Raw genomic sequence first — 18,748 nt, forward strand, 5'->3', positions numbered from 1 at the left:
ATGAGAATACTGTATCATGAAGAACTGTATAGGGGGTGTAAGCCATGTTCGAAATCGTAAATGAAAATGCGAAACCGCTTGCGGAACAGGTGGCGGATCAGGTAGTGCAGCTGATTGTTGAACAGAGCCTTGCCGCAGGTGACAAGCTGCCCAACGAATTCGAACTGGCGGAGGAGTTGCATGTGGGGCGGGGAACTGTGCGTGAGGCGGTAAAGCTGCTTGTATCGCGCAATGTTTTGGAAATCCGCCGGGGAAAAGGGACTTTTGTTTCTGAAAAGACCGGTGTCAGCAACGACCCCCTGGGCCTTCAGTTTATTCAGGATAAACGCAAGCTGGCGTATGACCTTCAGGAAGTGCGCATGCTGATTGAGCCGCAGCTTGCCTCGATGGCCGCTGCGGTTGCCACGCCTGAGGATGTGGCACAAATGAAAGGCATCTGCCGGGAAATTGAACAAATGATTGAAAAAGGGGAAAACTATGTAAATAAAGATATCGAGCTGCATACCTGCATTGCCCGCAGCACCAAAAACCTTGTGGTTCCCAATTTAATCCCCATTATTACAGCGACGATCAAGCTGTTTATCGATCTGAACAACCGGGTACTCTGGCAGGAAACCGTTCAGTCGCACCGGGCGATCGTACAATATATCGGAGAACACAACGCCGGAATGGCAAGCTATGCCATGGAAAAGCATCTTCTTGATAATAAAAGAAATCTGGAAGCGCTGCCCCCGGGCGCGTTCAACAGCGAATATTTCACAGGATTGATCGAAACAATGCCATAGCGTCTGTTGCGTGTGGATTTTAATAAGCAGGAGATAATAAATATGAAAATTTTGTGGGAACTGTTCAGCGTATTTGCCCGCATAGGAGGGCTTACCTTCGGAGGCGGGTACGCCATGCTGCCGATGCTCCAGAAGGAGGTCGTTGAAAAAAGGGACTGGGCGACCGAGGCACAGCTGATGGATTATTATGCCATCGGACAGTGTACCCCCGGGATAATCGCGGTCAATACGGCAACCTTTGTCGGGTACAGTCAGGCGGGAATCTTGGGGGGCATTGCCGCAACCCTGGGCGTTGTGTTCCCTTCGCTGGTCATTATTACGATCATCGCGGCGTTTATCCGGAATTTTATGGACTTGGCCGCTGTTGCCAACGCCTTTTCGGGAATCAGGGTGTGCGTATGCGTGCTGATCCTGAATGCCGTGCTTCGGCTTCGGAAAAGTTCCGTAATTGATAAATCCACGCTGGTCATTTTCTTTGTGGTACTGGTGCTTACAGTTTTCTTCAACGTTTCCACGATTCTGTTAATCATATTGGCCGGAGCGGCAGGATTTCTACTGAAAAGAGCGGGGAGCAGGAATTCATGATCTATCTGAATTTGTTTTATCAGTTTTTTATGACCGGATTGTTCGCCGTTGGAGGCGGGCTGGCAACGCTCCCGTTCCTTTCTAAAATGGCGGAAAATACCGGTTGGTTTACACAGATGGACCTTGCAAACATGGTTGCGATTTCAGAATCCACACCGGGGCCGCTTGGCATCAATATGGCGACTTATACCGGCTATACCTCGGGAGGCCTTCTGGGAGGCATCGTAGCCGTAGCGGGCCTGATTACCCCATCGATTATTGTGATTATCCTGGTTGCCCGGGTTTTAAAAAGATTTCAGGACAGCACGGCAGTGCAGGGAATGTTTTATGGGTTCCGTCCGGCGTCTACGGCGTTAATAGCCGCCGCGGGAATCCAGGTTTTTGAGGTCGCATTTTTCAGCAATGCGAATTTTTCCGCGCTTATGCGGGACTGGGCAGGCGCGATTCATTGGAAAGGCATTTTATGGGCGCTGATTCTTTATTTTTTAATTAAGAAGTTTGATAAGCATCCGGCTTTTTATATAGCGCTGTCCGCTGTTGTCGGAATTGTATTCCACTTCGGAGGGGTTTAAAAATACGGGAAACGGTCAGAAGCCGTTTCCCGTGTTTTTTATTTCCAATTCTTCTGACAGCAGGCGCTTGTTCTGATACATTAACTCGTCTACATAATGGGAAAAGCTGTCAAAATTAAGCCATCTTTCAGGGTCATAGATCTCGTATCCGATTGCGATTGAAAAATCATATTCCGATTCCAGATTGACGGTTTCTACATTTTCCTGAAAAACCTTTAAAGCCGCTTCGAAGTCCCGGCTGCTCATATTCAGCAGGACACAGGCAAACTCGTCTCCGCCGATCCGGTAACAATATTTCCGTGCACCAAAAGCGCCGCAGATACATCTGTATGCATCTTTCAGCGCTTTATCCCCCGCAATATGCCCGTAATTGTCGTTAATCCCTTTCAGGTTATTGAGATCAAACAGCACAAGACGAATGTTCGACACTGTTCCGGACATGCCGAAGATTGCTTCAATATCCTTGCAGTAAGCGGTGCGGTTTCTGCCCTGTGTCAGCAGGTCCTGATAGGCGAGGCGTTCGAAATACCGAGCTTCACGGCCACGTTCTGCTTCTAGCTGTATTTTGCGGACAGATTGGACTCCAAGCATCACAATATAAATTAAGGCACCGATTTTGGTGTATTTTGAAATCGTCAGATAGTTTCCGGAAAAGAAATGATAAAACTCCAGCGCGCCGAACAGGATTGGAATGATAAAAGTGGGCAGCTGCCTCTTTACCTGCGGATTCTGATATCTGAAGAGTTCATAAAGCACCGAAGCCGAAAGGTAAAGCAGCAACAGAAGAAGAAGCCCGACCGGTAAAAACAGGGTTTCATAAAAATCAGCAGTCCCTGTTACCTGTAAAAAGATACAGGCAAAAAAGACTACCAGAAATCCGGAGAAAAAGCATTTTAAAAAATTGTGATGATGAGGCCTGTAAGCATTACTGAGGTAAAGGGTAAGAGGCATTGGAAAGAGCAGCAGTGAAAAAAAGGACAGGTTTGTAATGAGAAACTGATTGCCGGTAAAGAACTGGAGCATTTTAGATTCGCCTAAAAACCAGAGTGAGACCAGGATGGAAAACAGGGAGAGGTAAAGGACATCATTGCTGCGCAATAAGGAACCGTGCTCCACAAAATACATGATAAACATCATAAGCCCGATCAGACAGACCGCAACGGAAACAAAGAACCCCAATCCATGTTCGTTGATAATCCGAAACAGGATGGCGCTTTTGCTTCCGTAGGAAATGCCGTTGAGCAAGCCGGAATAAGACGGATATGCCGAATTGAAAATAAGCCGGACCTGCTTTCCGGCACATTCGTCCGGAAGCCTTACCAAATTCCAGCAGCTGCCGGGAGTCTTCCCAATATGCGAACGGGGATCGGTGCCAAACTCATAGAGCGTCTTTCCGTCCACAAAGATCCGAAGAGACTGCATGGAAGTCCGTATGCAGAGCGTTGCTCCAGCGATTGTTTGCGGGGGCAGCGTTTTGGCTATGACTACGTCTTCTCCCGCGGAAACATCCAGCTTGATGGGGAGCACAATGGGCAGGCTTGTCCCGTCCGGATCGATATAGTCCCAGCCCACATTCATATCAACGGCTTTTTCTGTCTGAAAATTTAAAGATTCCTGAACAAAAAGTATGGATCCGACAACCATAATAATTGCCGAGAGAAGCACCGCTGTATAAAGCCAAAATATTCGGTTCGCATTTTTCATAACTGCACCTCGCTGCCTGATTACAAAAAGGCAGGCTCTATTTGTGACCAAAAACGACTAAAAATACTTGCTTTCGACATCAATATTTTCATAGACATGAAAACTTTGTCGAAAAGCAAAAATAAGGAATAATAGGGGATTATTTTACTTGCTGGTATTATTTTACTATATCAGTTTCGTAATTTCAATTCATTTGCCAGTTTACCTGTTAATTTTTTCCTCTGCATTTTTATCAGGAATATAAGGCTGTTTTGTGACCAATATCCATAAATTACCATATACTAAGAAACACCGGCTAAAGTTCTGATTTTCATGAATACAAAACAAATTAAGTGAAATTATTGTAAAAATGAAGGATATTTTTATAAAAATATGGAAAAATTGTTGTAAAAACCACCTGAAAGCGGGGTGGTTTTTTTATGTGACGAGAGGAAAGCACTTGCAATTTCCCTTATTTGAAGCTATAATACTATGTAAGTGGGGAAAAGTGGTTAAAAGTGGAGGCAATGATCCCCGGGCAATGAAAGATTACCCAATGGAGGTGATAAGATGCTCACAGGACAATATGCCCATAGTCTGGACGCAAAGGGCAGGGTGAATTTCCCGGTCCGCCTGCGCGAGGAACTCGGAGAGCATTTTATCATTACGCGCGGGCTTGATAACTGCCTGTTTGTTTATTCCATGGAGGAATGGGAGCGGCTCGCCGCCAAGCTTCGGGAACTTCCGATTTCCAAATCGGCGCCGCTTAACCGGTTTTTCTTTGCCGGCGCTGCCGAAGTGGAGGCGGACAAGCAGGGGAGGGTATTGATCCCGGCCCATCTGAGGGAATTTGCCGGAATTCAGCGGGACGTTACCGTTGCCGGGGTTTCCAACCGCGCGGAAATTTGGGATTCTGCGCGCTGGGAGCGCAATAATGAGATGCTGACCGCTGAAACAATCGCTTCCGCCATGGACGAGTTAGGATTTTAATCATGGAACATGCAGATTTTAAACACATTTCCGTGCTGCTCGAGGAATGTATGGACGGGCTGGCAATCCGGCCGGACGGCATCTATGTGGATGGGACAGCCGGCGGCGCCGGGCATTCCTGTGAAATTGCAAAACGTCTTTCCCAAAACGGAAAGCTGATTGCGATCGATAAGGACCCGGACGCAGTGGCAGTTGCCTCCGCGAGACTTGCCCCGTATCCTGTTGCGCAGGTGGTGCAGAGCGATTTTTCCAGGCTTTGCGACGTACTGGACAAGCTGGAAATCATCCGGGTAGATGGAATTCTGCTGGATCTGGGCGTATCGTCTTTCCAGCTGGACACACCCGACCGGGGATTTTCCTATATTCATGATGCGCCGCTGGATATGCGCATGAGTAAAAACGGACTTTCTGCTTATGATGTTGTCAATACCTATGATTTTAGGAAGCTTTGCCGGATCTTTCACGACTTCGGCGAAGAAAAATTTACCCCCGCGATTGCGAAAGCAATCTTAAAACAGCGGGAGGTCGCCCCGATCAAAACGACCGGGGAACTGTCGGAGCTGATCCGGCAGGCGATCCCCGCAAAAGCGAGGCGGGAGGGCGGCCATCCGGCCAAGCGTGTCTTTCAGGCAATCCGGATTGAAGTGAACGGTGAGCTTGCAAGCCTGTCAGAGTTTTTGGAGGATGCGTTTGACCGTCTGAATTCCGGTGGAAGGCTGGCGATCATTACGTTTCATTCCCTGGAAGACCGAATGGTGAAGCAGCGCTATGCAAGTCTTTGCAAAGGCTGCACCTGCCCGCCGGATTTTCCGGTCTGTGTATGTGGGAACCAGCCAAAAGGCAGGCTGGTGAACCGCAGGCCGATAGAAGCTTCGCCGCAGGAACTGGCGGCCAACAGCAGGAGCAAAAGCGCAAAGCTCCGGGTGATAGAGAAACTATAAACCATAAAGCAATGAGGAGGGATTCGCCATGCGAACTCATTTTGTCAGTGGCAGTGCAGCTTATGATTTTGAAAAGTTTGAAACAAAGCAGCGCGCGCAGGTAAGAAAACCACGGCTGACGGTTGCTAAGCCAAACCATAAAGCGAAAGTGCGGGCAAAAGTCGGCGCGACGCTGAAACTGCTCGCCACGGTGGCGGTACTGGCGGGAGTGGTCATCTCCATGCTTTACAGCAGGGCACTGCTGACAGAACTCAACGCCCAGATCAGTAAGCAAAACGCGTTGCTGGACGAATATAAAAGCGAAAGCACACGGTTAAGCGCTGAACTTGAATCCAAAGTATCGCTGCGCAACGTGGAGGACTATGCGACCCAGACGCTGGGCATGTATGCGATGGATAAGGGTCAAGTCTCGTACGTCAACCTCTGCGACGGAGATAAGATCGAATTAACCAGCCAATCCCCCAAACAGACTCTTTTAGACCGGATTCGTTTATCGATCAACAATGTGCAGGCATACATTCAGAAACAATAAAATATACATTTTAATACACGATCGGGTGGTTTCAAAAGCAAGAAGCGTAAAAGGGACAGGACTCTGCCCGGAATACTTCTTGCTTTCGTCACTTTTACGCCCTTTTCGACAGGTTTAGACCTATCCTCAAACGTTCTGCGATGCAATTTTCCAATTTGTAAAGGACTGGTATATCGCTATGGCAAAAACTCCAAGCTACCGGATGAAAACCCGCATGATCATTGCTTTGTCGGGCATGATCGTGTTGGGGTTCAGCGCGGTTCTGCATTCCCTTTTTCAACTCCAGATTGTTCAGGGCGCCGTTTTGCAGGAAAAAGCGCTCAATCAGCAGATGCAGAGCACGCGTATCGGTGCTGAACGCGGGGAAATCCGGGACAGGAACGGGAAAGTTCTTGCCAAAAGCGCGACCGTTTCCTCTGTGTGCATCTCACCGCTGCAGGCATCTAAACTGAACGAGGAAAAACAGAAAGCGCTTGTGGATGGCCTATCGCAAATTTTAGGGCTGGAAAAAGATTATATTACGAAAAAGATGAAGAAAACCGAAAGCCAGTATGAGGTGCTCAAAACCAAGGTTGAAAGACCGGACGCGGATAAAGTGACCGAATTTGTACAGGAGAACGGAATCGGCAACGCCATTTTTATGGAGGAAGATACCCGCCGGTATTACCCTTACGGCAATTTTGCAGCAACTGTCCTTGGGTTCACCAACAAGGATAACGTGGGCGCCTACGGGCTGGAATCCTATTACAACAAAACTCTGGCGGGGACGCCGGGACGTGTCGTGTCTCTGAAGAATTCACGAGGGGTCACCATGCCGATGCAATACGAGCAGACACATGACCCGAAAAACGGCAACACACTGGTATTGACCATTGATGAACAGATCCAGCATTATCTGGAAAAGAACCTGGAAACCGCAGTGCTGGAGCACAAGGTGGGAAACCGTGCGGTCGGGATCGTGATGGATGTGCAGACCGGGCAGATTCTGGCAATGTCCACCAAGCCCGATTTTGACCCGAATGACCCGTATGCGATATTTGACTCCAATACCGCGAAAGCATTGGAGGAGATGGACACGGTTGAACAGGCCGAAACCAAAAAGGAAGCTCTGGCGAAAGCGCAGTTTGACCAGTGGAGAAACAAGGCGATTTCGGATCCTTATGAGCCGGGTTCCGTTTTTAAAATTGTTACTTCCGCGGGCGCCTTGGAATACGGCACCGATACGCCGAACAGCACTTTTTACTGCCCGGGCTACATAGAGGTAAACGGCCGTATCCAGCACTGCTGGGTTTGGGCATCCAGACATGAGGGGCATGGCCTTCAGGATTTCACAAAAGCGCTGACCAACTCCTGCAACCCCGCGTTTATCACCATCGGCCAGCATTTGGGGGTACATAAGTTCAGCGAGAACTTTGCCAATTTCGGACTGACGGAAGGCACCGATATTGATCTGCCGGGCGAAGCGGCAAGCATCTACTATAAAGAAAGCCAGATGGGGATTTCCGAGCTGTCGTCCGCTTCCTTCGGCCAAACCTTTAAAATCACCTCCATCCAGCTGATCACGGCGGCTTCCGCCGCGGTCAACGGCGGGAAACTGATGCAGCCTTATATCGTCAAGCAGATCCTGGACCCTGACGGAAACGTCATTGCCAATGTGGAGCCGGTTGTAAAACGGCAGGTCATTTCCGAAGAAACCTCTAAAACGCTTCGTCTGATGCTTGAACAGGTGGTTGCCAACGGTTCCGGCCGCAAGGCGCAGATCCCCGGTTATCGCGTCGGCGGCAAAACCGGTACCTCGGAAAAAATCGGTGAAGGCGACAAGAACATTCTTTCCTTCCTCGGGTTCGCTCCGGTGGATGATCCAAAGATTGCCTGTTTAATCATGCTTGATGAACCCGACCTGTACAACGCGTTCGGCTCGACAATTGCGGCGCCGATCGTTGGCGCGGTGCTGGCGGACACTCTGCCTTATTTGGGCATTGAGCCGCAGTATACGCAGGAGGAACTCGAGAAAACTACTACCAAGATGATTTATATCACCAATATGGATATCCACGAGGCGGAAGCCGATGTGCGCATAGCGGGGCTCAAGTTCCGCACGGTTGGCAGCGGTACCAAGGTTGTCCGTCAGATCCCGGGAGCGGGCGAGCTGGTTCCGGAAGGAGGCACTGTGGTCATCTACACGGAGGAGATCGGTCCCGATCAGATGGTGGCTGTGCCGGACGTAAAAGGAAAGACCGGCAGCGCCGCCAACCAGATGATTACGGATGCGGGGCTGAATTTCGCCGCTTCGGGCGAAGGCATCGAGGGTTCGCAGAACGTTGCGGTTTCCCAGTCGCCCGCGGCGGGAGAATCGGTGGCACCGGGCACGGTTGTCACGGTAGAATTTGCAAGCGGCGGCGGCAGCGACAGCCAGCAGAACGGATAACTTGGCATAACCAATGCAAGGGAGGCTATTTACATGCGGTTAGAGAGACTGATCGGCGGGCTGGAACTGTCCGGCCGCGTTCCGGATTGTGAAATTACCGGCGTCACAGCCGATTCCAGACAAATCGAAAAGGGCAACCTCTTCGTCTGCATTAAGGGCGGCAAGTTCGACGGGCATGACCACGCGCGTGAAGCGCTGGATGCCGGAGCCTCGGCGGTTATCTGCGAGCGGGACCTGGGGCTTGAAAACCAGCTCCTCTGCACGGACACCAGGCAGGCTTACGGTATTCTCTGCGGCAACTGGTACGGAAATCCGGCGCAGAAGCTGACGCTGGTAGGCGTGACGGGAACCAACGGGAAAACAACAATTACCTGCATGTTAAAACATATCCTGGAGTCTACCGGGAAAAAGGTCGGGCTGCTGGGCACCATCCATAACGAAATTGATGACATCACCCTTCCCGCGAAGCACACGACGCCGGACCCGCTGGCACTGCACAGCATGTTCTCGCGCATGGTGGGCGCGGGCTGCGATTATGTGGTTATGGAATGTTCCTCGCACGCGCTTGACCAGAAACGGCTGGCGGGAGTGCATTTCAAAACGGCGGTCTTTACGAACCTGACGCAGGACCATCTGGATTATCACCTGACGATGGAAAATTACTACCAGGCGAAAAAGAAGCTGTTTTCCATCTGCGATACCGCTGTGCTGAACCTCGACGACAGCTATGGCCGCCGGCTTGCCTCGGAAGTCTCCTGCGATACGCTTACCTTTTCCATTTCAGATAATGCCGCGGATTATACCGCGAGGGATATCCGCCCCTATCCGGACTCCAGCAGATTTATGCTGGTGGGAAACGGCCAGATCGCACGCGTCAAGCTGCCGATTCCCGGCGATTTTTCCGTTTCCAACGCGATGGCCGCCGCAGTCGCCTGCCTGACACTGGGTCTGACAATTGACGAAGTCGCACAGGGGCTGAATACCTGTCAGGGCGTCGTGGGGCGCATCGAGGTGCTGCCGACCGATACCGATTACACGGTTATCCGGGACTACGCCCACAGCCCGGACGGTTTGGAAAAGATTATCACGACGATGCGCAAGTTTGCGCAGGGCAGGGTGGTTACCCTGTTTGGCTGCGCGGGCAACCGTGACCGCGGTAAACGAAGGATCATGGCGGAAATCGTGGCGCGTCTGTCTGACTTTGTGATTTTGACTTCGGATAACCCGCGGGACGAGGATGAATTACAGATCATTCAGGATGCTATGCCGGGCATCAAGGAACACCCCGAAACGCCGTATCAGGTCATTCCGGACCGTTACACCGCTATTGAGTGGGGGCTGACGCATGCCCAGCCGGGCGACATTCTGATTCTGGCCGGCAAAGGGCATGAGGACTATCAGGTGCTGCGGGGAGAAACCATCTGTTTCGATGAGAAAAAGGTGGTCGCGGAAATTCTGTCGCGCCTGAATCATCAGCAGTAAAGCGGGAAACCGCAGGTGGAGGAACCCATGGAAAAACTAACGATGGCAGAAATCGCGCAGGCTGTCGGCGCCGCCGGCGGCTTCGCGGGTGAAATTACTGAACTTTCGACCGATTCCAGAAACATTCCGCAGGGATGCCTGTTTGTGGCGCTTGCGGGAGAATGGTTCAACGGGCACGATTATCTGGCGGACGCGCTGAAAAACGGCGCCGCCTTTGCGGTTGCCCATGAGCGCCGGGATTACGGATCGGACAATGTGCTTTATGTAAAGAATACGCAGGATGCGCTGATGGCAATCGGACGGCTCTACCGTTCCAAGTTTCAGATTCACTGCGTCGGGATTACGGGAAGCGTCGGCAAAACCACAACGAAGGATATGATTGCGGAAGTGGTTTCGTCCGCTTTTCGCACGCTGAAAACAGAAGGCAATCTCAATAACGAAATCGGCCTTCCCAAAACCCTGTTCCGGCTCGACCCGTCTTATGAAGCGGCGGTGATTGAGATGGGGATGCAGGGACTTGGCGAAATTGCCGCGCTTGCCGCGGTCGCGCAGCCGCAGGTCGGAGTCATCACCAATATCGGCGTGTCCCATATCGAGCGCCTCGGCTCGCGCGAAAATATCCTGAAGGCAAAGCTGGAACTTGCCGACACCCTGCCGGACGGCGCCCCGCTGATTCTGTGCGGGGACAATGACCTGCTGAAAACGGTCCGGCTCCCCCGGCTGAACGTACTGCTTTACGGCATCGAGAATCCGGACTGCACGTTCCTCGCAAAGGACATTCGTGAAAATGTGACAGAAACTTCTTTCATATTGTGCTATAACAGCAACCGAACGCCTGTTTCGATTCCATGCGTGGGCAGGCATAATGTGCTCAACGCCCTGGCCGCCTGCGCGGTCGGAACTGTTCTGGGTATTCCGCCCGAAACATGCGTCGGCGCGTTGAAAAATTACGCGCCGTCCGGCATGCGCCAGAAAATTGTCCCGTTCTGCGGCTATACGGTGGTGGAGGATTGCTACAATGCCTCCCCCGACTCGATGAAAGCCGCCCTGTCCACGCTTTCCGCCTATCCGTGCGGCGGCAGGCGCGTTGCTGTTTTGGGCGATATGTTTGAGCTTGGGGAGATTGCCCCGCAGGCGCACAGAGAGGTGGGAGAGTTTGCCATCAAAAATGACGCAGATTTCCTCTTTGCTTATGGGAAAATGGCACGATATTATAAACAGGGGGCAATTGACGCAGGCGGGGAATCGGAACTGTATCAGGACAAGGATGTTCTCGCGGCGGCGCTGAAAGCGTACCTGCGGCCGGGCGATGTTGTCTGGTTCAAGGCAAGCCGCGGTATGCACCTGGAGGAAGTTCTGCAAAGCCTTTATGCGGATGCGCGCTGAAAAGGCGGCGTTTCCGCCGGATTCTGACTTGATATGTCGCCAATGAGGAGAGAAAAAATCAATGGACAACATGGCATTTCTGCTGACAACGCTGGTCTCTTTCGGTATCACCGCCCTGCTCGGCATCGTGATGATCCCGTATCTGCACCGGCTGAAATTCGGCCAGACGATTTTGGATATCGGCCCGGCCTGGCACAAAAAGAAACAGGGAACTCCTACCATGGGAGGGATAATGTTCATTATCGGTGTTACAATAGCTGTTGTGACCGGTTATGCGACCCTCGCCGCGACGAATCCCGAGCTGCTTGCGGACATACGCAATAACCTTCGGCTGTTTGCCGGAATGGCCATGGCGCTTGCGTTCGCGGCAATCGGATTTCTGGATGACTATATTAAAGTGGTCAGGAAACGCAACATGGGTTTGACTGCCCGGCAGAAATATCTGATGCAGCTGGTGGTCGGCGTATTTTATCTTACCATGCTGTATCTTTCCGGCGATGTCTCGACAGAGATTACCATCCCGTTTTTCGGACAGCTGAAGCTGGGGCTGCTTTATTATGTGCTTGCGATGATCATCATTACGGGGTTTGCCAACGCCGTCAACCTCACCGACGGTATTGACGGCCTGGCTTCCTCGGTTACATTTGTCTATGCGCTGACCTTTCTCATCATCGCGGGAATTCTCCGCTTTGCGCAGACCGGCCTGATGGCGTGCGCGCTGGCTGGCGGCTGCCTGGGATTTCTGGTGTGGAACTTTTATCCCGCAAAGGTGTTCATGGGCGATACGGGCTCCCTGTTTTTCGGCGGACTGGTCGTGGCATTGGCTTTTGATGTCGGGGTACCGCTGCTGCTTGTATTTGCGGGGGTCATCTACTGGTGCGAGGCGTTCTCTGTAATTTTGCAGGTCATCAGCTTTAAGACGACCGGCAGGCGCATCTTTAAAATGAGCCCGATTCACCATCATTTTGAAATGAGCGGCTGGAGCGAAATCAAAATTGTCACTGTGTTTTCCATCGTGACGCTTGCGGGCGGCCTGCTCTCTGTGCTCGCTGTATTGCAGATGTAAGATCTGCGCCGTCTGAAAGGGAAATTGAATTGAAAGGGGCGCTGCCAATGGATTATGTACAGCCGAAAAGCCTGGCGCAGGGGCGTGTCGCCTCGAAAAAAAGAGTTGTGGAAAAGGGAGGGATCGACCTTACTTTCCTGATTCTGGTGCTTCTGCTGCTAGCCATCGGCCTGATCATGCTTTTTTCCGCCAGTTATGCCTATGCCTACTATCATGAAAACGGAAACAGCTTCTATTACATCAGCCGCCAGCTTATGTTTGCCATTGTCGGCGTTCCGGTGATGCTGATTATCGCGGGAATTGATTACCACATCCTGCACCGGTTTGCGCTGCTGGCCTATATCGGTTCGGTGTTTTTGCTGATATTGGTGCTTTTTGTCCATACCCGAGAGGACTTTAACCGCTGGCTGCCGCTCGGACCGTTCAGTTTTCAGCCGTCCGAGCTTGCAAAGCTGGCAATCGTAATTCTGTTTGCCCACCTCATTTCGATCAACCATGATAAAATGAAAGACCCCAAATACGGTGTCTGGCCGTTTTTGGTGCTTATGGGCGTCGTTGCGATGCTGATGCTGCTCGAACCGCACCTTTCAGGCACAATCCTGATTGTCGCAATCGGAATTGTCATGATGTTTGTTGGCGGTACCGACTTAAAATGGTTTATGGTGGGCGGAATTCTGCTGGTGGGCGGCATTGTCGTCATGGTTATGATTCCGAATGTGGTCAGCTACGCCGCGTCCCGAATCGAACACTGGCAGCATCCGGAGCTTGACCCGCTGGGTGCCGGCTACCAGACGCTGCAGTCGCTCTATGCAATCGGTTCGGGAGGGCTGATGGGGCTCGGCATCGGAAATTCCCGTCAGAAGCATCTTTATCTGCCGGAACCACAGAATGATTTCATCTTTTCCGTAGTCTGCGAGGAGCTTGGCTTTGTCGGTGCTACGATCATCATTCTGATCTTTGTATTGCTGATCTGGCGCGGGTATGTCATTGCCATGCGCTGCCGCGACCGGTTTGGTTCCATGCTTACGGTCGGGCTGATTACGCAGGTCGGCGTCCAGACCATCCTGAATATTGCCGTTGTGACCAACACAATCCCCAATACCGGTATCAGCCTGCCTTTCTTTTCCTACGGAGGCACGGCGCTGCTTCTGCTTCTGGCGCAGATGGGGGTTATTCTTTCGGTATCCCGGCAAACCTCCATCGAGAAAGAATAAAACGGGAGGATGCATATGAAAATTCTATTTGCCTGCGGCGGGACGGCGGGCCATATCAATCCGGCCATTGCCGTGGCAAACTATATACGGGGGCGGCATCCGGACTGTGAAATCCTTTTTGCCGGAAATCCCCGGGGGATGGAAGCCCGGCTGGTGCCGAACGCGGGGTTCCAATTTGCCCCGATTGACATTATGGGATTCCAACGTCAGCTCAGCTGGTTCAATGTAAAATACAACCTGCGGTCGGTGCGCTGCTTTTTGCTTGCGTGGGGACGCGCAAAAAAAATGATCCGGGAATTTGACCCCGATGTGATTGTGGGGACAGGCGGCTATGTCAGCGGGCCCGTCTTGCGGGAAGGCCACAAACTGGGTTATAAAACCGTCACCCATGAGTCCAACGCGTTTCCCGGCGTGACAACGAAGCTGCTTGCCCCGACAACCGATAAAATGCTGCTGGCGGTGGAAGAAGCCAAACGTTTTTTGCCTGACAACCGCGACTACGTGATCACCGGCAACCCTGTCCGGGAACAAATTATTTTTGCGGATCGGGAAAAGGCGCGCGGCAAACTTGGCATAGGAGATAGAATCTGTATTGTCTCCTTCGGGGGGAGCCTCGGCGCGCGGCGCATTAACGAAGCGGTGGCGGGCCTGATGGCGTGGGAAGGGGAGCGCGGCGGCATCTATCATATCCACGCCACCGGCAGCTACGAAAAGGACAGGTTCCCCGGCATGCTCAAACAGGCGGGTGTGCAAAATGAGAAGAATCCAAACCTTGACATCCGCGAATACATAAATGACATGCCGGAATGCCTTGCGGCCGCGGATCTGGTTATTTCGCGGTCGGGCGCGATTACGCTGTCCGAGCTGGAGGCGAGCGGAACGGCCTCAGTACTGATCCCGTCTCCCAATGTTGCGGAAAACCATCAGTACCATAATGCCATGGTATTGCAGAATCACGACGCCGCGGTAGTCATAGAAGAAAAAAATCTGACCCCGCAGCTGCTCCGAAAGACGGTTGCCGAACTGTGCAGCGATCCGCAGGCACTTCGAAGATTGGGTAAAAACGCGCAGAAAATGGCAGTGATTGATGCTAATGAGCGAATTTATACTGAAATCATGTCCCTTTTGAAAGCGTAACCACTGTTTGCCATCTCGCATACCATAATCGTGTAGGGGGTTTTATGCCCTCGTTACGTTTGAAAGGGTGCGTGAAGATGGAAAAACTTCTCATTCGAGGGCAGAACCGGCTGAAAGGAAGTTTGCAGATACACGGTGCGAAAAATTCGGTGTTGCCGATTATGGCGGCGACTTTACTGTCTGGCAATTGTGTCATACATAACTGCCCCAGACTAACCGACGTAGACGCAGCCTGCAATATCCTCAGTTTCCTCGGAGCGAAAAATAAGCGGGAAGGGGACAGCATCCTTGTACAGGAGGCCACCGGCGACTACTGCTGCATTCCGGATGACCTGATGCGCATGATGCGTTCGTCCATCGTATTTCTCGGCGCAATTATCGCTAAATGCGGCGAAGCGCGCATTTCCATGCCGGGAGGCTGTGAATTGGGTCCACGCCCTATCGATTTGCATCTTGCCGCGTTGGAAAAGCTGGGGGTTTCCATTGAGGAGGACCATGGTTATTTGAACTGCCGCGTGAAAGAGCGGCTGCACGGAGCTAAAATCGCGCTGCCGTTTCCAAGCGTAGGGGCAACAGAGAATATTCTGATTGCCGCGACCCTTGCCGAAGGGGAAACCATCATCCAGAATGCGGCGCGTGAACCTGAAATTACCGATCTCGCAGCGTTCCTCATTGCCTGCGGGGCTAAAATAAATTTGACCAAGGACGGCGGCCTGCGCGTGGAGGGGGTCAAATCCCTGCATCCGGCGGAACACCGGGTGATCCCGGACAGAATTGCCGCCGCAACCTATCTTTCCTGCGCGGCGGCAACGGGCGGCGACGTCCTGCTGACAGATGTCTGCACCGAACATCTCTCCGCAGTGCTGCCATGTTTTGAGGAGATGGGCTGCCAGGTTCTGACGACCCCCGACAGCATTCGTCTGAAATCCGACGGGCCGCTGAAACCGCTGCGCTACGTGCGCACAATGCCTTATCCGGGTTTCCCGACCGACGCGCAGTCCCCGCTGATGGCGGCGGCGTGCCTTGCGGAGGGCAGCAGCATATTTGTTGAGAACATCTTTGAAAGCCGTTATAAACACGTGCCGGAACTGCAGCGGATGGGCGCGGACATCAAAGTGGAGGGACGGATTGCGGTTGTGCATGGCGTGCGGGAACTGCACAGCGCTTCGGTGCGCTGTACAGATTTGCGCGGCGGCGCGGCGATTGCTGCCGCGGCTCTGGCTGCGCAGGGCGAAAGCGAGCTTCTCCAAATTGAACATATCGACCGCGGATATGAGCATTTTGAACAAAACCTTGCCAGTATTGGCGCGGATATCCGCCGCTTAAAATAGCAGCAGGAGAGGAAAACTGGAGGATGCGAAATGAAGCAGAAAATCATTACGTTCGGCGGTCAGCGCCGTACTGCGCCTGCAAGAGCGCAGACGGCTGCTGCGGGCAGCCAGAAAAAGCGCCGCCGCCGACGTACCGGAAGGCAGACTCTGCACTATCTTCTGATTTTGCTGGCGGCTGCGGCGATTCTGGCAATCCTCTCTTTGACCGTATTTTTCAAAATTGAAAAACTGGAGATAACAGGGAATACTAAATATGCGGATGAAGAAATCCTTGCGCAAAGCGGCGTCAATATTGGAGACAATTTGTTCCGTGTCAGCCAGAGTGCTGTGGAGAAGGCCTTGATGGAAAAATTCCCTTACATAGAGGGCGTGAAGCTTAAGCGTTCCTTCCCGCCCAGACTGACCCTTGAAATCACACAGGCAAAACCGCTTGGCGCGGTCAATACAGCGGCGGGATATGTGGTGATCGGCCGTTCCGGGAAAGTCCTGGAAACCGGCGTGCACACGCTTCCGGAAAACGTCACGGTTGTAAACGGCATGTATCTCAGTCTGGCGGAGGTTGGGCACCGTCTTGGCGAAGTGGTTTCAAAAGGGGATATCACCTACTCCGCGGACGTGGCGTCGGAAATGGAAGCTTGGCGCAAGGAAAAAGCTGAAAAGCCCAACGCGAAAGCGGAGGACAAGGAAAAAGAATGGCGTACGAGGTCGGCGGAAAGCGAAGAAGAGAATTTCAAAATGCTGACCTATCTTGTTGAAGCGGTGGAAGAGACCGGGTTCGGAAAGATCACACTGGTTGATTTTTCGGACAGGCTGAATATGCGGATCGTCTATGACGGCAGGATTCTGATTGAACTCGGCAGTGAAGCCGATCTCCCTTATAAGCTGAAATTTGTTCAGAGACTGCTTTCGGACGAGCTGCCGGCGGATTATCAGGGCAGACTGGACGCTTCCACCGCTTCCTCCAGCGGACAGGTTTGGGAACTTGCCCGCGATATCAGTGAAGAACTGGCGAAAATGCAGCCTGAATTCGCGGTTGTGCCGGCTGCTTCGGACGGCACTGGTTCTGAACCGGAAACGTCCGGAAACATTTCCCAGCCCGATAATCCAGACCTGGCGGTCATACCGGGCAGCGGCAGCCAGGCGTCTTCCTCCTCTTCCACGGAACAGTCCTCTTCGGCTGTATCCGGCGCTTCGCAGGAAGCTTCAAGCTCCCAGACCTCGTTCAACCGGGCGGATGATCTGGAAGTGATTCCGGACAGCGGATCTAAGGCAGCGGGCGATACAGTCACATCAGACTAAACACAGCGCAGGAAATATGTGTATTTTGTACTGGAACGTAAAATGCTATTGATTTACCATATCCTATCTGATAAAATAATATTCAATAGTATAATTTTGCTTTCCTATCTTGATGGTTAGAATATATTGGAATTAACACAGGGGGAACAACGATGTTAATGAACTTCGACATGGCGAGTGACTCGGAGAATGTTGTCTCTATAAAGGTAATTGGAGTTGGCGGCGGCGGTGGCAATGCCATTAACCGAATGGTGCTTTCAGGGATGAAAAGTGTTGAGTTTATCTCGATTAATACCGATAATCAGGCTTTGCTGACTTCTCAGGCGACCTATAAGTTACATATTGGGGACAAGCTCACCCGCGGCAAAGGGGCGGGCGGTAATCCGGAGAAGGGGCAGCGCGCTGCCGAAGAAAGCAAGGATGAAATCGCTGCGGCCCTCAAGGGTACCGACATGGTTTTTATCACTGCCGGCATGGGAGGCGGAACCGGTACAGGCGGAGCCCCCGTTGTCGCCGAAGTGGCGCATGACATGGGAATTCTGACGGTTGGCATTGTGACCAAACCGTTTAACTTTGAAGGCAAACGCCGCATGGAACAGGCAGAGATGGGTGTAACGGCTCTGCGCGAGCATGTAGACGCTTTGCTGGTGATCCCGAACGAACGGTTAAAGCTGCTGTCTGAAGAAAAAATAACCCTGCAAAACGCGTTTTCGGCTGCTGACGACGTACTCAGGCAGGGTGTTCAGAGCATCTCCGATCTTGTGAATATCCCCGGTGTTGTAAATCTGGACTTTGCGGACGTAACCGCGATTATGAAGGATGCGGGTTACGCGCATATGGGCGTGGGAAGCGCTTCCGGCAAGGATAAGGCAAAGGTTGCGGCAGAAAAGGCAATTTCCTCCCCTCTGCTTGAGACTTCGATCAACGGCGCTCATGGCGTCATTGTGAACATTACCGCTTCTCCGGACATTGATCTGGATGACATTGATATTGCTTCTTCCATGATCCACGACGCCGCTCACCCGGATGTCAACCTGATCTGGGGCGCAACATTTGATGAAAGCCTCAGCGATGAGTTAAAAGTGACGGTCATCGCCACCGGTTTTGATGACGGGAAGAACTTTGAACTTCCAAATTATGGATTTGTTGGAAACACTGCCTCCGCCGGCACAAAACAAACGACAACCCCGCCGCCTGTTGTCGCTCCGGATAAGGATGACGATGACGATAGCTATTTTGATATTCTGTCAATATTCAACAATAAGAGGGGCTAAGAGATCAAAAAGAGTATTGCCGGGATAGGCAATACTCTTTTCT

At 52.0% G+C, this 18,748-nt stretch carries 16 protein-coding genes; 15 read left to right on the plus strand and 1 reads right to left on the minus strand.

Annotated features, from left to right (window positions below; translation table 11 throughout):
• Positions 1–44: 44 nt before the first annotated feature.
• From C1A10_RS14035 to C1A10_RS14045, 3 genes are read left to right on the plus strand one after another with little or no spacing between them, the layout of a single operon-like run.
• Complete coding sequence (locus C1A10_RS14035) at positions 45–785, plus strand: FadR/GntR family transcriptional regulator (protein ID WP_101910847.1); 741 nt, start codon at positions 45–47, stop codon at positions 783–785.
• A gap of 42 nt (positions 786–827) precedes the next feature.
• Positions 828–1,370: a chromate transporter gene (locus C1A10_RS14040; RefSeq protein ID WP_101910848.1), complete on the plus strand. Its 543-nt coding sequence runs from the start codon at positions 828–830 to the stop codon at positions 1,368–1,370.
• Entirely contained in the window at positions 1,367–1,942 is a 576-nt protein-coding gene (locus tag C1A10_RS14045; RefSeq protein ID WP_101910849.1) for a chromate transporter, read from the plus strand. The genes C1A10_RS14040 and C1A10_RS14045 overlap by 4 nt, the downstream gene beginning before the upstream one ends.
• A gap of 15 nt (positions 1,943–1,957) precedes the next feature.
• On the opposite strand, the gene C1A10_RS14050 is transcribed toward C1A10_RS14045, so the two are convergent.
• Positions 1,958–3,646: a GGDEF domain-containing protein gene (locus tag C1A10_RS14050; protein WP_101910850.1), complete on the minus strand. Its 1,689-nt coding sequence runs from the start codon at positions 3,644–3,646 to the stop codon at positions 1,958–1,960.
• Positions 3,647–4,195: 549 nt separating this feature from the next.
• Between C1A10_RS14050 and mraZ the strand changes: the two genes are divergently transcribed.
• From mraZ to ftsZ, 12 genes are all read left to right on the plus strand, one after another.
• The gene (gene mraZ / locus C1A10_RS14055; RefSeq protein WP_101910851.1) at positions 4,196–4,615 is read left to right on the plus strand and encodes a division/cell wall cluster transcriptional repressor MraZ; all 420 of its coding nucleotides are present in this window, start codon (positions 4,196–4,198) and stop codon (positions 4,613–4,615) included.
• 2 nt (positions 4,616–4,617) lie between these two features.
• The gene (gene rsmH, locus C1A10_RS14060; protein ID WP_101910852.1) at positions 4,618–5,556 is read left to right on the plus strand and encodes a 16S rRNA (cytosine(1402)-N(4))-methyltransferase RsmH; all 939 of its coding nucleotides are present in this window, start codon (positions 4,618–4,620) and stop codon (positions 5,554–5,556) included.
• A 28-nt stretch (positions 5,557–5,584) separates the two neighbouring features.
• Positions 5,585–6,088 carry a cell division protein FtsL gene (locus C1A10_RS14065; RefSeq protein WP_101910853.1) on the plus strand — a complete coding sequence of 168 codons (504 nt, stop codon included), beginning with the start codon at positions 5,585–5,587 and terminating at the stop codon, positions 6,086–6,088.
• 178 nt (positions 6,089–6,266) lie between these two features.
• Positions 6,267–8,516 (plus strand): penicillin-binding transpeptidase domain-containing protein, encoded by a 2,250-nt coding sequence (locus tag C1A10_RS14070; RefSeq protein WP_101910854.1) that lies wholly within the window; start codon positions 6,267–6,269, stop codon positions 8,514–8,516.
• A gap of 33 nt (positions 8,517–8,549) precedes the next feature.
• A complete protein-coding gene (locus tag C1A10_RS14075) occupies positions 8,550–9,998 on the plus strand; it encodes a UDP-N-acetylmuramoyl-L-alanyl-D-glutamate--2,6-diaminopimelate ligase (protein ID WP_101910855.1) in 1,449 nt (482 codons plus the stop codon).
• A gap of 27 nt (positions 9,999–10,025) precedes the next feature.
• On the plus strand, positions 10,026–11,384 hold the full coding sequence (locus tag C1A10_RS14080; RefSeq protein ID WP_101910856.1) for a UDP-N-acetylmuramoyl-tripeptide--D-alanyl-D-alanine ligase: 1,359 nt from the start codon (positions 10,026–10,028) through the stop codon (positions 11,382–11,384).
• A gap of 61 nt (positions 11,385–11,445) precedes the next feature.
• The gene (mraY, locus tag C1A10_RS14085; RefSeq protein WP_101910857.1) at positions 11,446–12,450 is read left to right on the plus strand and encodes a phospho-N-acetylmuramoyl-pentapeptide-transferase; all 1,005 of its coding nucleotides are present in this window, start codon (positions 11,446–11,448) and stop codon (positions 12,448–12,450) included.
• A 47-nt stretch (positions 12,451–12,497) separates the two neighbouring features.
• Complete coding sequence (gene ftsW / locus C1A10_RS14090) at positions 12,498–13,664, plus strand: putative lipid II flippase FtsW (RefSeq protein ID WP_101910858.1); 1,167 nt, start codon at positions 12,498–12,500, stop codon at positions 13,662–13,664.
• 15 nt (positions 13,665–13,679) lie between these two features.
• Complete coding sequence (murG, locus tag C1A10_RS14095) at positions 13,680–14,801, plus strand: undecaprenyldiphospho-muramoylpentapeptide beta-N-acetylglucosaminyltransferase (RefSeq protein WP_101910859.1); 1,122 nt, start codon at positions 13,680–13,682, stop codon at positions 14,799–14,801.
• A gap of 77 nt (positions 14,802–14,878) precedes the next feature.
• On the plus strand, positions 14,879–16,132 hold the full coding sequence (gene murA, locus C1A10_RS14100; RefSeq protein WP_101910860.1) for a UDP-N-acetylglucosamine 1-carboxyvinyltransferase: 1,254 nt from the start codon (positions 14,879–14,881) through the stop codon (positions 16,130–16,132).
• A 30-nt stretch (positions 16,133–16,162) separates the two neighbouring features.
• Complete coding sequence (locus tag C1A10_RS14105; protein WP_101910861.1) at positions 16,163–17,431, plus strand: cell division protein FtsQ/DivIB; 1,269 nt, start codon at positions 16,163–16,165, stop codon at positions 17,429–17,431.
• A gap of 152 nt (positions 17,432–17,583) precedes the next feature.
• Positions 17,584–18,705, plus strand: coding sequence for a cell division protein FtsZ (gene ftsZ / locus C1A10_RS14110; RefSeq protein ID WP_101910862.1), 1,122 nt, complete (start codon positions 17,584–17,586; stop codon positions 18,703–18,705).
• Positions 18,706–18,748: the final 43 nt, after the last annotated feature.

This window comes from Marasmitruncus massiliensis (genome assembly GCF_900186535.1).
GTDB classification, from domain to species: Bacteria; Bacillota; Clostridia; order Oscillospirales; family Ruminococcaceae; genus Anaerotruncus; species Anaerotruncus massiliensis_A.

What these genes read in the sequence shown, in the direction of transcription:
- C1A10_RS14035 (WP_101910847.1), top strand. Translation starts at nt 45, where the DNA reads ATGTTCGAAATCGTAAATGAAAATGCGAAACCGCTTGCGGAACAGGTG.
- C1A10_RS14040 (WP_101910848.1), top strand. Translation starts at nt 828, where the DNA reads ATGAAAATTTTGTGGGAACTGTTCAGCGTATTTGCCCGCATAGGAGGG.
- C1A10_RS14045 (WP_101910849.1), top strand. Translation starts at nt 1,367, where the DNA reads ATGATCTATCTGAATTTGTTTTATCAGTTTTTTATGACCGGATTGTTC.
- C1A10_RS14050 (WP_101910850.1), bottom strand. Translation starts at nt 3,646, where the DNA reads ATGAAAAATGCGAACCGAATATTTTGGCTTTATACAGCGGTGCTTCTC.
- mraZ (WP_101910851.1), top strand. Translation starts at nt 4,196, where the DNA reads ATGCTCACAGGACAATATGCCCATAGTCTGGACGCAAAGGGCAGGGTG.
- rsmH (WP_101910852.1), top strand. Translation starts at nt 4,618, where the DNA reads ATGGAACATGCAGATTTTAAACACATTTCCGTGCTGCTCGAGGAATGT.
- C1A10_RS14065 (WP_101910853.1), top strand. Translation starts at nt 5,585, where the DNA reads ATGCGAACTCATTTTGTCAGTGGCAGTGCAGCTTATGATTTTGAAAAG.
- C1A10_RS14070 (WP_101910854.1), top strand. Translation starts at nt 6,267, where the DNA reads ATGGCAAAAACTCCAAGCTACCGGATGAAAACCCGCATGATCATTGCT.
- C1A10_RS14075 (WP_101910855.1), top strand. Translation starts at nt 8,550, where the DNA reads ATGCGGTTAGAGAGACTGATCGGCGGGCTGGAACTGTCCGGCCGCGTT.
- C1A10_RS14080 (WP_101910856.1), top strand. Translation starts at nt 10,026, where the DNA reads ATGGAAAAACTAACGATGGCAGAAATCGCGCAGGCTGTCGGCGCCGCC.
- mraY (WP_101910857.1), top strand. Translation starts at nt 11,446, where the DNA reads ATGGACAACATGGCATTTCTGCTGACAACGCTGGTCTCTTTCGGTATC.
- ftsW (WP_101910858.1), top strand. Translation starts at nt 12,498, where the DNA reads ATGGATTATGTACAGCCGAAAAGCCTGGCGCAGGGGCGTGTCGCCTCG.
- murG (WP_101910859.1), top strand. Translation starts at nt 13,680, where the DNA reads ATGAAAATTCTATTTGCCTGCGGCGGGACGGCGGGCCATATCAATCCG.
- murA (WP_101910860.1), top strand. Translation starts at nt 14,879, where the DNA reads ATGGAAAAACTTCTCATTCGAGGGCAGAACCGGCTGAAAGGAAGTTTG.
- C1A10_RS14105 (WP_101910861.1), top strand. Translation starts at nt 16,163, where the DNA reads ATGAAGCAGAAAATCATTACGTTCGGCGGTCAGCGCCGTACTGCGCCT.
- ftsZ (WP_101910862.1), top strand. Translation starts at nt 17,584, where the DNA reads ATGTTAATGAACTTCGACATGGCGAGTGACTCGGAGAATGTTGTCTCT.